Annotated in this window: 12 protein-coding genes; 3 read left to right on the forward strand and 9 right to left on the reverse strand. The window is 39.3% G+C overall.

Annotated elements, in window-relative coordinates:
* Positions 1-68: 68 nt before the first annotated feature.
* Together OOZ15_RS05785 and OOZ15_RS05790 are read right to left on the reverse strand one after the other, a co-directional pair.
* Positions 69-893, reverse strand: a complete 825-nt coding sequence (locus OOZ15_RS05785) for a thymidylate synthase (RefSeq protein WP_265955000.1) — start codon at positions 891-893, stop codon at positions 69-71.
* A gap of 277 nt (positions 894-1170) precedes the next feature.
* Complete coding sequence (locus OOZ15_RS05790) at positions 1171-2952, reverse strand: alkaline phosphatase (protein WP_265955001.1); 1782 nt, start codon at positions 2950-2952, stop codon at positions 1171-1173.
* Between the two features lie 236 nt (positions 2953-3188).
* On the opposite strand from OOZ15_RS05790, the gene OOZ15_RS05795 reads away from it, so the two are divergent.
* The 3 genes from OOZ15_RS05795 (at position 3189) to OOZ15_RS05805 (ending at position 9192) form a co-directional block, all read left to right on the forward strand.
* Positions 3189-6125, forward strand: coding sequence for a SusC/RagA family TonB-linked outer membrane protein (locus tag OOZ15_RS05795; protein WP_265955002.1), 2937 nt, complete (start codon positions 3189-3191; stop codon positions 6123-6125).
* 18 nt (positions 6126-6143) lie between these two features.
* Positions 6144-7886, forward strand: coding sequence for a RagB/SusD family nutrient uptake outer membrane protein (locus OOZ15_RS05800; RefSeq protein WP_265955003.1), 1743 nt, complete (start codon positions 6144-6146; stop codon positions 7884-7886).
* A 184-nt stretch (positions 7887-8070) separates the two neighbouring features.
* Entirely contained in the window at positions 8071-9192 is a 1122-nt protein-coding gene (locus OOZ15_RS05805; RefSeq protein ID WP_265955004.1) for an alkaline phosphatase, read from the forward strand.
* Positions 9193-9196: 4 nt separating this feature from the next.
* Here the strand turns inward: OOZ15_RS05805 and OOZ15_RS05810 are convergent, their stop codons facing one another.
* The 7 genes from OOZ15_RS05810 to OOZ15_RS05840 form a co-directional block, all read right to left on the reverse strand.
* Positions 9197-10258 (reverse strand): hypothetical protein, encoded by a 1062-nt coding sequence (locus OOZ15_RS05810; RefSeq protein ID WP_265955005.1) that lies wholly within the window; start codon positions 10256-10258, stop codon positions 9197-9199.
* Between the two features lie 877 nt (positions 10259-11135).
* Entirely contained in the window at positions 11136-11438 is a 303-nt protein-coding gene (locus tag OOZ15_RS05815; RefSeq protein WP_265955006.1) for a type II toxin-antitoxin system RelE/ParE family toxin, read from the reverse strand.
* Positions 11423-11659: a hypothetical protein gene (locus OOZ15_RS05820; protein WP_265955007.1), complete on the reverse strand. Its 237-nt coding sequence runs from the start codon at positions 11657-11659 to the stop codon at positions 11423-11425. The genes OOZ15_RS05815 and OOZ15_RS05820 overlap by 16 nt, the downstream gene beginning before the upstream one ends.
* Before the next feature lie 154 nt (positions 11660-11813).
* Positions 11814-13493: a NupC/NupG family nucleoside CNT transporter gene (locus OOZ15_RS05825; RefSeq protein ID WP_416337310.1), complete on the reverse strand. Its 1680-nt coding sequence runs from the start codon at positions 13491-13493 to the stop codon at positions 11814-11816.
* 56 nt (positions 13494-13549) lie between these two features.
* A complete protein-coding gene (locus OOZ15_RS05830) occupies positions 13550-14182 on the reverse strand; it encodes a bifunctional nuclease family protein (protein ID WP_265955009.1) in 633 nt (210 codons plus the stop codon).
* A gap of 87 nt (positions 14183-14269) precedes the next feature.
* Positions 14270-15238, reverse strand: a complete 969-nt coding sequence (locus OOZ15_RS05835; protein WP_265955010.1) for an electron transfer flavoprotein subunit alpha/FixB family protein — start codon at positions 15236-15238, stop codon at positions 14270-14272.
* A gap of 114 nt (positions 15239-15352) precedes the next feature.
* Complete coding sequence (locus tag OOZ15_RS05840; RefSeq protein ID WP_265955011.1) at positions 15353-16093, reverse strand: electron transfer flavoprotein subunit beta/FixA family protein; 741 nt, start codon at positions 16091-16093, stop codon at positions 15353-15355.
* Positions 16094-16236 lie beyond the last annotated feature (143 nt).

Here is a 16236-nt window from a genome sequence, read left to right on the forward strand (position 1 = left end):
TTTTAACTAAAGCTTTACGTATCAAGCCGTTAAAAATTATGAACAATCAGATATATTCCCCTCGCACATTACACCGCTACAACACCTTTAATATGCGGGTGTGGATCGTAATTCTCTAACGTAAAATCTTCAAATTTAAAATCGAATATGTTTTTCACTTCCGGATTCAGTTTCATGACAGGAAGTGGTCTTGGTTCTCTTGAGAGTTGTAGCTCTAATTGTTCCATGTGGTTGTTGTAGATATGGGCATCGCCAAAGGTGTGAACAAAATCACCGGGCTCATAGCCGCAAACCTGAGCCATCATCATGGTAAACAAGGCATAGGAAGCAATATTAAAAGGTACACCCAGAAAAATATCGGCACTGCGTTGGTATAACTGGCAAGACAGCTTTCCGTCAGCTACATAAAACTGGAAAAAAGCGTGACACGGAGGTAGCGCTGCTTTGCCGTTGGCCACATTTTCTGAAAAAGAAACAGAAGTATCCGGCATAACACTCGGATTCCATGCAGAAACCATCATTCTCCTGCTGTTTGGGTTGTTTTTAAGCGTATTGATCACCTCTTTTATCTGATCGATCTCTTCGCTGTTCCAATTCCTCCACTGATGTCCGTAAACAGGTCCGAGATCACCATTTTCATCAGCCCATTCATTCCAGATACGTACACCGTTTTCCTGTAAATATTTTACATTGGTATCTCCTTTCAAAAACCAAAGCAGTTCGTAGATAATGGATTTTAGATGTAGCTTTTTGGTCGTCACCATAGGGAAACCTTCGCTCAGGTCGAACCTCATTTGGTAGCCAAAAACGCTTTTTGTTCCGGTTCCTGTCCGGTCTCCTTTTTCATTTCCATGTTCTAAAACATGCTTTACAAGATCGTGGTACTGCTTCATTTTTTCTATTCTAAAAAGGAATGACTTAATGTAGGTCGAAATTTTGGGCAATTATAAGGATGTCTAAAAATTTTGTTTTTACACAAATTGTCAGTCTGAGCCTGTCGAAGACGATTTCATTTCTATTGCACTTCGACAAGCTCAGTGTGACATAGGTCTTCAAATTTTTTAAAACCCTTATAAGATACAACGAAAATAAAAAAAGAGCCATAACATTTTATTAATGTAGGCTCTTTTTTATCAAAAGGTTATTAACCATCCACTCACTAAGTGGGTTTTATTTTGTGTCGATTTGAAGTAATTTTAAAATTTTGTGGAATACCTCATTGTTTTCATACACTCCGGTAAATTTATTTGAATGCGGTCCGTAAGCAAAAATAGGAATTAGTGTGCCGGTATGATCGTTTGTAGTAAAATCACCTTCAATGGTATGGTTTTTCATATCCCCTTGAGGGATGCTAAACCCTCCGGTTTCGTGATCAGCAGTAATAATGACTAGGGTTCCCGGGTTTTGATCGGCAAACAGGATGGCTTGGCTTACGGCTTTGTCAAAATCAATGCCTTCGCTTACAATGGTACTTGTACTGTTGGCATGTCCGCCACTGTCAATTTTTGCAGCTTCAACCATCAGAAAAAATGGTTTTTGTTTGTCTTTTAAATACGTTAAGCTGTTTTGGGTAACTTCTGCCAGTAAATCATTTCTTCCTTCAAGAACAGAAGGAACTCCATTTTTAGCCATAAAATAACCGACTTTATCAGTTTTTGCTTGGGCAATGGCATTGGGGGAATCGACAAGAGTGAAATCTCCATAGGACTTAAAGTGATCTTTCCCACCGGCAGCAAATAAACTAACATTGCTTTCTAAAAAATCTTCAACAATACCTGAAGTCATACCGCGATCCTTCACATGGGCATAAAATGCTGAGGGCGTAGCTCCTGTAATCTGATCGGTAGTCACAAGACCGATGTTATAACCGTTAGGATGGAGTAGTTCTGTGATGTTGGTGATGGGCTGTCGCAACGAGTCCATTCCAATAGATCGGTTGTAAGTCTTTTCTCCTGTAGCGTAAGCAGTTCCTCCCGCTGCTGAATCCGTAGTAAAATCATCTGAAGATTGGGTTTTCAACAGACCTATACTTTTTAGTTGTGTAATGGTCAATGCACCATTATTGGCCAAAGTGGCTGCGGAAAGCTGTGTTAAACCATTGCCATCTCCTATCATCAAAATGACATTTTTGACGGTTTCCGGCTTTTGATCGTGTTTGAAAGTAGGATGATATACTTCTGAAAACACCGTGTTGGTATATACGCGTTTTGATAGTGTACCGACATAATTCACACAGGTAAAAGGATAATCAGTATTGATAAAATCAATCCCGAGATCAGAAAAGGCTTTCCACGCTGTTTTGGTGTCCGGAGTGGCCCAAAAACGGAAAGGTTTGTTGTATGCATGCGTTTTGTTGATAACTTCAGTAACCTTTTCCAAGTCTTCTTTTGTAAGTCTTCCCAGGCCGTTCCATTGAGAGTAATTGCGGAAACTCAGGCTGATGAGCGCTACTTTCTCCCAGGATTCTTTAGGAATGTTTTCCAGATCTTGATAATCGAACTTTATAAATTCAGGGTAATTTATGTATTCCGATGGTTTTGGGCGATTCCCGGAAATAACAAATGTTAGTTTTTTGTTTTGAGTCAGCTTAGGGTACTTTTTTAAAGTGACAATTAAGGCATCCAGCGTTTTGTAAGCATCAGATTTAAAATCAATGAGCAATTGAAGGTCTTGTTTTTCTCCAAGACCCAAAGCGAATGCCTTTTGTAAAGGTTGAAGGTACAGATTCTCTATATACCGGCCTTTCTTGATTTCGCCTTCGCTATGTGTAGCATACAATTGTCCGTTTTTTAGGAATACATCGACTTCAATAGAATGTACACCTGACGAAAAAGCATTCCAAAACGGAACGGGATGCTCATAATCGTTATGGGAATGAATTTTTGTTTGTTGGGCCTTGCCACTAACAAAAAATAAAATGAGGAAACCTAAATAAAGATACTTTGTTTGCATGCGGGTAAAACTACAATATCGTCTATAAGCGAATTTAAACATAAAATTAAATCTATCTCAGGTTAAGGTTAACTACTTTGATTTTTTAAAGGAATACCAGGTTAACCATTAATGTTGAATTAACACTTTTAACATTAAGTTCAAACAAACTTGTTGCTTTCTTCATTTAAGGGTAACGACTTCTGATTTTCATCGCTATTACTTTGCGCAACTAACATTTAAATCAATATCATAACATGTTTAAACATTTTAATTCAATACTGTTTGTGTTTTTAATGGGCTTTATGTCTATTTCATGGGCACAAACAAGCATTTCAGGTCTGGTAGTAGACGAAGAAGGTGCTCCCATACCAGGCGCTAACGTGACAATAGAAGGGACAACCCGAGGAGTGCTCACCGATTTTGACGGAAATTTCACTATAGAAGTTGAAATAGGGGATGTACTTAAATTCAGTTATGTGGGGATGAAACCTCAAGGAGTGAGCATTACAAATTATAACGATCTTTCTATAGTGGTGCAGACAGACCAAATGGAATTGGAAGGGGTTGTTGTGGTTGGATATGGAACCCAAAAGAAAACCGATGTAACCGGATCTATCGGATCGGTAGCTAATGAAGATTTTAACAAAGGCTTGGTGAGCAATCCGGGGCAGCTTTTGCAAGGTAAGATTGCCGGGGTAAATGTTTCCGTAGTTAATGGAGAACCCGGAGCCTCACAAGATGTGATTATTCGTGGTGTAGGGAGTATGCGTGCCGGTACGACCCCTCTTTATGTAGTGGATGGTTTTGCATTGGACAATTCTTCAACAGGGGTAGCAACCAATCCGTTAAACTTTATCAATTCAGAAGACATTGAAAGTATAGATGTGTTAAAAGATGCGTCTGCTACAGCAATTTATGGATCGAGAGCAGCCAATGGGGTGATTGTAATTACCACTAAAAAAGGAAAGTCCGGTAAGGCGCAAATGGACTTGAGTATAACATCGGGTGTTTCTACCCTTGCCAATAAAGTGGATGTGTTTACTGCTGATGAATTCCGCCAACAAGTGGTAGCTGCCGGGGGTACCCTCGATGATGGTGGTGCAAATACTGATTGGCAAGATGAATTGACCCGAACAGCTTATTCCAAGAATGTAAATTTATCAATGAGTAATGCGAGTGATAATTTTTCATATTATGGCGCACTGGGGGTTAAAGATCAGGAAGGAATTTTAAGAGGAAACGATCTTAAGCTTTATTCAGGGCGTTTGAATCTTACTCAAAAGGCACTTGAAGACCGGTTGAATGTAACATTTAACTTATCAGCAACAAGAACAGAGAATACCAGGGTAGACTCCAGGGCTATGGTTACTAATATGTTGCAGTTGAACCCTACAACTCCGGTTTATACCAATGGTGAACCAACCTTGTTGGATAATATGCTAAACCCGCTGACCCGTGAGGAGATTTACAGTGACGATGCGATAAACAACCGTATTCTGGTCAATATTTCCCCTTCAGTTGAAATTATAGATGGCTTGACTTATAAATTAAATGTAGGAGCTGATTATTCGACCACAAATAGAGATATTCAATACAAGCCCTATCCACTGTTGGAAGATTATATTAACGGTGGTTTAAATTCTATCACTACAACCAATAAAAACTTTTTGGTAGAGAATACCTTGACCTATAATTATTATACGGAAAAGCACAATGTGTCTTTTTTGGTGGGGCAAACCTATCAAGAGACCTTTGCGCATCAAAAGCGTTTTGATTTAGAAGGGTTTTCGGATAATGGAATAGATCCGAAGTATCAAGATCAGATCAGTGGGGAAAGTACACCGACATATATGAGTACTTATGCTTTTGAAAATCAGTTGCAATCTTTCTTTGGCCGGCTTAATTATGTATACGACAGCAGGTACATGCTTACAGCGACCATGCGGGCCGATGGTTCGTCAAAATTTGGTGACAATAATAAATATGGATATTTCCCTTCTGTTGCTTTAGGTTGGAATATCATGAATGAAGATTTCTTAAGTTCATCTGATGTTATAAACAATCTTAAATTAAGAGCGAGCTGGGGTAGGACAGGGAATCAGGAAATTCCTCCTAAAATAACAAAGTTGAGTTTTTCCGATAGCAAAGGTGAAAATGATACTTATCCTATTAATGGAAATGAAACGAATATAGATGATTACCCATACGGAACCATTTTTACGCGTTTGGCCAATCCCGATATTCAGTGGGAGGTTTCCACGCAAACCAACGTTGGGCTTGATTTCGGCTTCTTTAATTATAAACTGACAGGGACGATAGACTACTTCAATAAAGTTTCTGAAAACATTTTGCTGGAAGTAACCCCGGCAGATCCGGTGCAACCAACGGACAGGTATTGGACCAATATCCCGAATATGCAAATCAAAAACAACGGACTTGAAGTCGCTTTGGATTATAGAGGGAATTTCACTGAAGATTTCAGCTACAATATTGGGGGTAATATGGCTTATACAAAGAATGAAGTTGTGGATTCTCCATATAAAGTGTTAACTACGGGTGCCGCACAAGGCGCCGGACAAACCGATGCAACCATAAATGGTAATATCAATGGAGAACCCATAGGATCATTTTATATGCAGGAATTTTTGGGGATTGGTGATGATGGTTTGAGTTTATTGTCTGATGAGCGCACAATAGTGGGCAGCGCATTACCGGATCTGGTTTATGCTTTTTATCTGAACCTGGCTTACAAAAGCTTTGATTTTGAATTGAATTTTAATGGTGTATCCGGTAATAAAGTATACAACCACAATGCCATGACATTATTTAATAAAGGACAATTGGTTTCCAATTTTAATACCACTGATATGACAACTCAATATCCTAACGAGGATATCACAAACTCCAATACCGTATCGACCCGCTATTTGGAAGACGGTGATTTTCTACGGTTGAATAACGCGAGTCTGGGGTATAACTTGGATCCGAAACAGATAGGTTTGGATAATGTGCTTACTAACATCCGATTTTCCTTAACAGGTCAGAATCTATTTGTCATTACCGATTATAACGGATATGACCCGGAAATCAATTCCAATCTCTCAATGGATGGAATCCAGACATTCGGAATTGATTATTTCAACTATCCAAAATCAAGAACAATACTTCTTGGTTTAAATGTATCATTCTAATCAAAAAAACACTTCAAAATGAAGAATACTATTTTAATTACACTTTTCGGGGTTTTCTTACTGTCAAATGTAAGTTGTACCGATTTAGAAGAAGACGTTTTAGACGAATCCCTAGAGGGAAGCGGACAGGCTGAAACCATTAGTGGTGCGATAGCCCCGGCTTATGGACAAGTATCATGGACATGGAGGCACACCAATTATTACGGTTTACAATTAATTCCTGCTGATGAAGCCATATTGCCTTATCGCGGAGGAACAGACTGGTTTGATGGCGGAAAATTTCTGGATGCCCATGCGCATACCATTTCTCCAAGTAATGATTTGGTTGGGAGCGCATGGAATGAGGTAACCAAAAATATATCGAGAACACTTTTGGCTATAGAGGTTTTAAGACCTTTGGCAGAAGAAGGAGATACGGAAGCCGAAGGAGCTTTGTACGAAATGATCGCCTTAAGAGCTTATTTAAACATGCTGATGCTGGATAGTTGGGGATTGGTATTCAAAAAAGAAGTATCGGATGAAGATTCTGAAATTCTCCGCCGGGAAGAGGCTATCGGTTATATTGAAAATGAACTTTTATCAGTGGTAGATGTTATCAATACCGACAGGGAACCTGGTCGAATGACACAAGGCGCAGTTTGGGGTCTGTTAGCAAGACTGTATCTGAATGCTGCTGTTTATCGCGATCCATACGGAACGCCACAATTCACTCAAGAAGATATGGACAAGGTGATCATGTACACAAGCAATATTATCGATTCGGGTAAATTCAATTTATCACCGGAATACTTCGATTTGTTTAATGATAATAATCACAAGAATGCTGAATTGATCTTTGCATTGGATCAACGAGGTGTGCTGAGAAGGGAGCATAGTCGTTGGGCATATTGGTCGCTTGCAGGATCTTGGTTTCCCAGACCTGAACATCCAAGTGCAGATGGAACCGACGGTCCGGCCATTACATCGGATTTCTACCAAACATGGGTGGATGCCTATGGAGGTGTAGATCCTGCTGATGCTGATGCAAGGTTTTATAAGAAAAATCAGGAGATTCCGGAAGAACTTCAGGATCTAAGCGGACTTTCACCCTTAAATGATCAGGATCATTACTATTGTATTGCTGCTGAAGATTTTGAGATCGACAGAGGGATTATAAGAGGTATCATTTGGGGGCCTAGAAAAGATGAAAACGGTTCGTTCTACACCTGTGATGGCGGTTATCGAATCTATCCTGTAAAACAAATAAAAGGAAATGGCCCTGATAAGGATGTGGGATATGTAAATCATATTGAGCAAGTTGATTTCACCAATGAAGGAAGATTGCACAGGAATGGTTACCGTGTTTCCAAATACCAGTTTAGCCATACTTCGCCCAACGGGAACAATTACAGCAGTGTAGACCTTGTCTTGATGCGTTATGCTGAAATATTTTTAATGCGTGCAGAAGCCAAATTGAGAAACGGGGATAATGCAGGTGCTTTAGCCGATGTGAATACCGTAAGGACTTCCAGAACTGCCCGGGAACCTATTCCTCAGGCACTTTCTTCGATTGATATAGAAACCCTGTATCGTGAGCGTGGTTTTGAATTGTATTGGGAAGGGTTTAGAAGAGGAGATCAAATCCGATTTGGGCATTATGAAGATTCATGGACTGAAAAAACGGATAGTGATGTGAATCATCGTTTGTTCCCTATTCCTCAAGATGCTATAGACGGAGCTTCCAATTCCCCCGGGTATTTGGAGCAGAATGAAGGGTATTAATCTGATTTAACTTTTTTAAATAAACCACATTGAGGCTTTCTGTTAAGGCTTGATGTGGTTTATTTATTGAATAATTGTTAATCATAATGCTATGTCTCCTCGAGCGCAGTCGAGAGGTCATATGCTTTTACGTTTTTAAAATTAGGTCTCGACTGCGCTCGACCTGACAATCAGTTATATTTTAATGAAAAACAACACATATATATTATCAGTTTTGATTCTCTTGCTAATGTTCACGTTTGAAGCATGTAGTGAAAAAAAGGAAAAACCACAATCGGAAGAAAAAGAAGAACCTTTAAACATCATTCTTATGATTGGTGATGGCATGGGAATCTCACAAATTTCCACTGCCTTTTATTTTGGTGATTCCATCCCTAATTTTGAGCAGTTCTCCAGTATTGGTTTTGTAAAAACATCATCGACTAGTCACACCATAACCGATTCAGCTGCAGGAGCATCTGCTTATGCTACGGGCGAAAAAACCTATAATCGTGCAATCGGTGTTTCTAAAGATACAGTGGCACTACCTACTATTTTAGAAGATCTGAAAGATGAAGGCTATGGAACTGGTTTGGTCAGTTTGACCACAATAACACATGCCACACAGGCGGCTTTTTATGCACATGTGAAGGATCGCGACATGCACGAAGACATAGCGATGGATATGGCAAATGGTAAAGTGGATTTCTTTGCCGGGGGTGGACTGAAATACTTTGCTGATAGAAGTGATGGTAAGAACTTGTATCAGGAATTGGAGCAAAAAAATTATCATATGGACTCTTTAAAACTGAGTCAGCCTGATCCGAATAAGAAAAACGGATATTTGCTGGCAGATGAGAGTTTGCCTTCTAAAGTTGAAGGGCGAAAAGATTTTCTGCAAGATGCCACCCGATTAGCTCTTGATTATTTTGATGCTAAAAAAGAACCTTTCTTCCTGATGGTTGAGGGATCGTATATCGATTGGGCGGGGCATGCAAATGATGATGATATGATGATTCAGGAAGTGTTGGATTTTGATAAAACCCTAGGCATTGTGTTGGATTATGTGAAGAAAAATCCGAATACATTGTTGGTAGTAACAGCCGACCATGAAACAGGCGGAACATCTGTCGGAAAACACTATGAAGTAGCTGCTGACGGAAAGAAAACTGAAGTGCCTGAAAAAGTAGCTATTTATTTTAATACTGATCAACATACGGGAGAATTAATTCCTGTATTTGCCAAAGGAAAAGGAGAGCAGCTATTTTCCGGTATTTATGAAAACAGTATGATTTACCACAAACTAAAACAAATACTCAAGCAGTAGTTGCTTACTGAACTGACTGCCCGTAGTTGAAATTCGGATCCAGTTTATGTGCCTTCATCCCGATTCGGAAAATGGCATAGGTAACATTTTTAAAAGGATCGTGGTAATTTCCGGAAAGCAGGTCAGTATTGCTTACATGAGCCGGGACGAGTTTACCGTAAGTGGGATAGTAGTATGCATTGGCGTTGATGAGGGTTTTGAAATCCCTTCCTCTGGCGAGAACGCAAAATCCGGGGGATAGGGAACCAATGCGAACGCGTTCACTCCCGCCGGTATATTCGTCCTTGGCTTTTTTTGAAAGAGCCAATCGCAAAGGTCTGCTTTTAAAAAGCACTTCCGGTTTTGATCGGTTTAGTTTATTTAAAAGTTCGTCGATGAGGTTAATGGCAGTATTTGTTATAGCAGGGAATCCAATGGCAGAAGTGAAGGCTGTTCCTGTATCCGATTTTAAAAATTTAAAAATGCGTTGCCACCACCTTGGTTCTAGGTGTTTGACCACTTCAAAGGTCATTTTGGCCAAACCACCCGGAATTTCAATCGGTCGGTTTCCGAAGGCTTGTTTAAAATCGGTTTTAAGGTCCCTGGGTTCTACGGGTTTCTTTTTAATTTGATTATAGAGATCCAAACCGGCAGCAATGCTCCAAAAAGCTGCGTCAAAATATTTGTCGGAGGAGTTTTCATCCTTTCCAATGTTGATCCGCATCGTAGCCCGTGTTTTTTTATCCACTTCTACATCTTTTCCGATATGAAAAGACTGCATTTCCATGCTCATGAGAATATCCGGTTCTTCTTTCGAGCCGTCGATAAGTGGGGTGACCTCAGAAGATTCAAATACAGGGGCACCCTCTTCCTTATTTGATAATTGAAAAACAATAAACTGATTGCTCAGCTCACTTTCATTGATGATCTTACCGTCTTTTTGACTAAAAGCGATGGTACCACGACTATTGGGCAGTTGATAAGCCGCCAAATCGGGGTTTTTAACCGCTTTCTGAAGCGTTTTTGCTTCCCCCGAAATAAATTCAGGGCTTATAATATCATCTTGGTGGAATTCAAATGGTTTCATGGTCTGCCTATTTTAAAAAATGAGGGGTTACTCAAAGATAATGGATATAAAATAAAATCTAAATGGAAATTCTTTCAACTTTGAGAAGATAAACAGATTTTACTTCCGCAAAGTCAGGAGTCCCGAAATTCCTGAGCTATTGCTGCCGATAATTATCGGGATTAGTTTCCACAAACATTAGACTTCCAAAATAAATTACCCTTTTAAGAATTTGCACTCTATTATATCACTTGCTGTTGTTGCTCTGAATTTATAACTACCAAAGACAAGAATAAAATTTTCAATTCCGCTATTGCGGGAAATTGCCCAAATTGCACTTTATTGCCTCGAAATACAAATAAGGATTTTTAATACTGTAAAAAATCCAAATCTTATTTTTGACAGAATTTTCTTATATAAAACCTTGTTTATTCCTGTAGTTAAGAGAGAGTTTCCCCATATCAACCCCTAGGATACCCCATAGATAAGCCATTACATGTACTAAAACAGTGTTTTTTTATCCATAAAATATCCGCAATTGCTGATAGTGTGGAAATGTTTTCCGTGCAGTGTATTATTCATGCACTGTTTATAAATGGGATATATAGTTGTTAGAGCTTAGTTTTATAAAGAATATACAAAGCAATAAAATATAGGGATACAAAGAGGATCAGGGTTTTCGTGTTTATTTTAAAGGATGCCCACTCCATAGTAGAAGTTGAGGTTTTATCAACTCCAAAAATGTATATCAACACAAAAAATAGAATGGTAATTATTAAAAAGTATACTTTTTTCATTTTAGCTTTTTATTCTGTTGCTCTACTCCTCGAAGTCGCCCGACTTCGAGCAAATGAACCGGTTTTACTTCCGCAAAATGAGAAGGAATTTTCGGATTTGATTAATATTCTAAAGGTTCTTTTATGGCATAACGCACCCGAATAATAAATACAGTTTCTTTTTCAATAAGATAGGATATTCTATAAGAGTGTTTTTCGTAAGCTCTAATATTCCCTTTATTGTTTTGTTTGAGCGTATCTAATTTATAAATCTCCGGATTTGTAGCTAATATTGAAGTCGATTCGTAAATTTCTGTAATAATTCGTGTTGTGATTTCAACCGATTCGGATTGTTCTAATAGGTCTAAGAAAGCTTCGTGTAGTTCTGCATCAGCTTGATGTGTCCAAATTATTGTTTTGTCCATTGCTTGATACGTTCTCCCATTTCTTTATGAGTGTAAACTTTCCCACTTTCTATTTGCTTAATAGACGCATCAATTTCGTTGTTGTATTGCTCGATACTAATACGGTCTGACGATACTTTTTCTCTGTACTTCAACATATTCTTAAAAACTTTGATTAAAGTAGGATCTTTTACTTTATCCAGTTCTTGGTGTATCCATTTTAAATCGGCTTGTAAATCCATAATGATGATCCTTTAGATATTGTAAAGATACAATTTATGTTCAATATGTTTAGTTTGTACAAGCGCATAGATTTTACTTCCATAAAATCAGCCCCGAAGCTTCAGGATGCGGAACAAGTCCCCCTCCCTTGGGGAGGAGCTAAGGGTGGGCTTTTCACCCAATAATCATCCCCGCAATAGTCGCAGAAAGTAAGGAAGCCAGGGAACCACCCAAAACAGCTCTCATCCCAAATTCAGACAAGGTTGTTCGCTGCCCCGGCGCCAAAGAGCCAATACCACCGATTTGAATCCCGATGGAAGCAAAATTGGCAAATCCGCAGAGCATATAGGTCGCCATGATAACCGATTTGTTGTATGTAAAGTGTGTAATGCTGCTCATGTTTTTTAATTCGGCTAACTGTATATAACCTACAAATTCACTAGCAGCCAGTTTAATTCCGAGTAATTGTCCCATAAGCATCATATCTTCCTTGGCAACACCGATCAGCCACATGAGAGGAGCAAACACAAAACCAAGAATGGACTCCAAAGAGAATTTTTCATAGGGAGTATTGTCTGCCAAAACAGAATTGAGCGTAGTAAAATCACCTATCCAGCCCAAAACATGATTGATCATAGCAATAAAAGCGACAAAAACTAATAACATCGCTCCTACATTTGCGGCCAGTTTTAACCCTTCGGTAGTTCCGTTAGCAATGGCATCCAGGATATTGGCGCCTATTTTATCTGATGAAACTTCAACATTGGTGTCTATTTTTTCTTGCTGCGGATAGAGCATTTTGGAAATAACAATTGCTCCGGGAGCGGCCATTACAGATGCGGCCAATAAGTGTTTTGCAAATTGAAGGCGAAGTTCGGGATCGTTACCCCCGAGGAAACCAATATAGGCAGCCAACACCCCACCGGCGACAGTAGCCATACCGCCTATCATCACCAATAAGATCTCTGATCTTGTCATGCGTTCCAAATAGGCCTTGATCATCAAGGGGGATTCCGTTTGCCCCAAGAAAATATTTCCGGCAACAGATAAACTTTCAGATCCGGAGATACCCAAAAGCTTTGTAAGTGCCCACGCCATACCTTTCACCACAATTTGAATGATACCCAAATAGAACAATACCGATGTGAGTGCTGAAAAGAAAATAATGGTCGGTAGTATTTGGAATACGAATATAAATCCGTAACTGTCTTCATTCATCATATCACCCAAAAGGAATTCGCTTCCGGCCTTGGTGAAATCGAGGATCAAGACAAAAATACCTCCAATCCACTCAAAAATACTTTGAACAAAGGATATTTCGAGTACGCCAATGGCCAAAATCAACTGTACAGCCAGTCCTATCCCTACGGTTTTCCAGTTAATACCTTTTTTGTTGCTGCTGAATACAAAAGCGATGAGGAGTAAGCACAGCATACCTACAATACCTCGTATAAGACTTTGAAAACTGAATCCCTGACTGGGGATAAGTGAAGCAGTATCAATTATTGTGTTATCTTCATCGTTCTTCTGGGAAACCTGAAAATGAAGCGCGGTTTCTTGATTTTTAAGTACAAGTGTAGAGTCTGTAAGCGTATTTACCTTAAACCTTTCAATACTATCAGCAGGGATGTCGAAATAAAAGATGAGGTTGTTGTTTTGATAGATGTAACTCCCTTTGAAACGCTCTTCGTTTTTGTTGAAACTGAAATCCCCATTTTTAAAACTGAGCTCTTTGATAGAGGAAGTGGTCGGGTTGTCTTTGGATAATTCCCAGTTTTTTTGGATAGACTGGGCATTTAAAAACAAGGCTGTAAAACATAAAGCCAGGAGTAGAGATAGTTTTTTTTTCAACACGTTTACACGTTTTTGTTTAACAAAATGCTAATTTGGTTACGGTTGGTTGCACAGCGTTATTTTTGTTCTCTTTTGGAGATTTCATCCCTGATCTTGGCCGCTTTTTCATAGTCCTCGTTGGAGACGGCTCCGTCAAGCATTTTATACAATTCTTGTAGTGAATATGTTTTGTATGAAATGTCGCTTTTTTTGGGTTTTTCTTCAGTACTCAACACTTCATCTACGATAATACTTTCTTCTTGATCTTCATTTTCTTCCTTCTCTTCTTTTGAGGAAAACTTGAGATAGATGCCGGCTTTATCCAATATGTTTTTATATGTAAAGATTGGTGCGTTGAATCGGAGGGCAAGGGCAATAGCATCACTGGTCCTGGCATCGATGATCTCTTCGATTTTATCGCGCTCACAAATAATACTCGAATAGAAAACCCCATCGACCAATTTATGGATAATTACCTGTTTGACCACAATGTCAAAACGGTCGGCAAAACTTTTAAAAAGATCGTGTGTCAACGGCCTTGGCGGTTTTATCTCTTTTTCTAATGCTATGGCAATAGATTGTGCCTCAAAAGCCCCAATTACGATAGGGAGTTTTCGTTCACCATCAACTTCGTTCAAAATTAAAGCGTAAGCACCATTTTGAGTTTGGCTATATGAAATTCCTTTTATGTTTAATCTGACTAAACTCATACATCATCTAAAAATAGCAAGGGCTGTCTGAATCATTGGGCTTATCCCAAAATTCAGACAGCCCTTCCGGGCACAATTTAACAAAAATTATGCGTTATTTGCCTTAAATTCCTTCAATTTTTCGATTAACTGTGGTACCACTTCAAAGGCATCTCCAACCACACCATAATCTGCTGCCTTGAAGAATGGAGCTTCCGGGTCGTTGTTGATCACGAGTTTTACCTTGGATGCGTTGATCCCGGCCAAGTGCTGAATAGCTCCTGAAATCCCGATAGCGACATAAAGATTGGCTGCTACAGGCTTTCCAGTTTGTCCAACGTGTTCGCCATGAGGTCTCCATCCCATATCCGATACCGGTTTGGAACATGCGGTAGCCGCTCCGAGTACATCGGCCAATTCTTCGACCATGCCCCAGTTTTCGGGTCCTTTTAATCCGCGACCACCAGAAACTACGATTTCTGCATCGGCTATGGTTACTTTTCCGCTTACTTTGTCTATTGAAGCCACTTCTGTAGAGAAATCGGCATCGTTTAATGCCGGGGAAAAGTCTTCGGCAGTGGACGTAGCACTATTTTCTTTGAGTCCAAAGGCATTTTTAGAAAGTCCGATAAGTTTTACATCCGTAGTGATTTCAGTGATATTGAAAGCCTTATTGGTGAAAGCAGTCCTTTTCACTTTAAATGGACTTTCGCTTTCAGGCAAAGCAACAACATTAGAAGCATAACCGGCTTCAAGGTTGATAGCAAGTACAGGAGCCATGAATTTGGCGTCGGCGCTGGAACTTACCACGACAACCTTACTACCTTCTTTTTCGGCGGCTTGTTTTAACACATCGGCATAAGCTTTGGCGTTGAAATTGTTGAGTTTATCATTTTTTACAGAAAGTACCTTGTCAACCCCATATTTTCCCAATTCGCTGGTGTCATCGGCATTGATGGCTACGGCAGTAACCGTTGTACTTATCATATCAGCCACTCCTTTAGCGTAAGAAGCGACTTCAAATGCTGTTTTTTTGAATTTTCCGTTTTCCGTTTCAGTATAAACAAGAACAGACATATATTTTTGAGTTAAAAGTTATGAAGTTGAAAATTTAAAAGTGACGCTTTGGTAAGTTACTCTTCTTAGTTAACTACGTCATATCTTCTTATTTCAAACTTCGTATTTCTAATTTTATATTACTTTGGCTTCGTTGTGAAGTAAGTTTACCAGTTCGTCCAGATTATCAGGCGAAACAAGTTTTACCTCTCCTTTTGGCGCCGGTTTTTCAAACTTTACTGCTTGAGTGGTGTTGGCACTATCGGTAGGTTCTACTACATTCAAGGTTTTTTTACGGGCCATCATAATACCACGCATGTTTGGGATTTTAAGGTCGCTTTCTTCAACCAAACCTTTTTGTCCGCCGATAACTAGCGGCAATGTGGTTTTAAGGGTTTCTTTCCCACCGTCTATTTCACGGATGGCAGTAGCGTTTTCACCTTCAACTTCCAAACCGATACAATTGTTTACATAATTGGCGTTGGTCAATGTAGCCAACATGCCGGGTACCATACCCCCGTTGTAGTCTATGGATTCCCTTCCGGCGATAACCAAATCGTAATCTTTGGCGATTTCAGCAAGTTGTTTGGCAACAAAAAAACCATCGGTTGGTTTTGCGTTAATCCTAATAGCCTCGTCGGCTCCTATGGCCAAAGCTTTTCTAAGGGTGGGTTCGGTCTCAGCTTCACCAACACTGACCACAGTAACGGTAGCGCCTTGTTTCTCTTTGAACCACATAGCACGTGTTAAACCAAATTCGTCATTCGGATTTATAACAAATTGCACACCATTTGTATCAAACTTGGTGTCTCCATCAGTAAAATTTATCTTTGATGTAGTGTCTGGCACATGGCTAATACACACTAATATCTTCATATTTCAGGTATTTTATTGTGATTTTAATAAATGTGCTACGAAGATACTGATATTTTATAAAATATGCTATGCGCGCATAATATTTTTTTATTCAAATCTTCTTGAAATAGTTATTTTAGAATTACTATTTTTGCTATGCCAAA

Source organism: Galbibacter kalidii (assembly GCF_026241135.1).
In the GTDB taxonomy this organism is placed as follows: domain Bacteria; phylum Bacteroidota; class Bacteroidia; order Flavobacteriales; family Flavobacteriaceae; genus Galbibacter.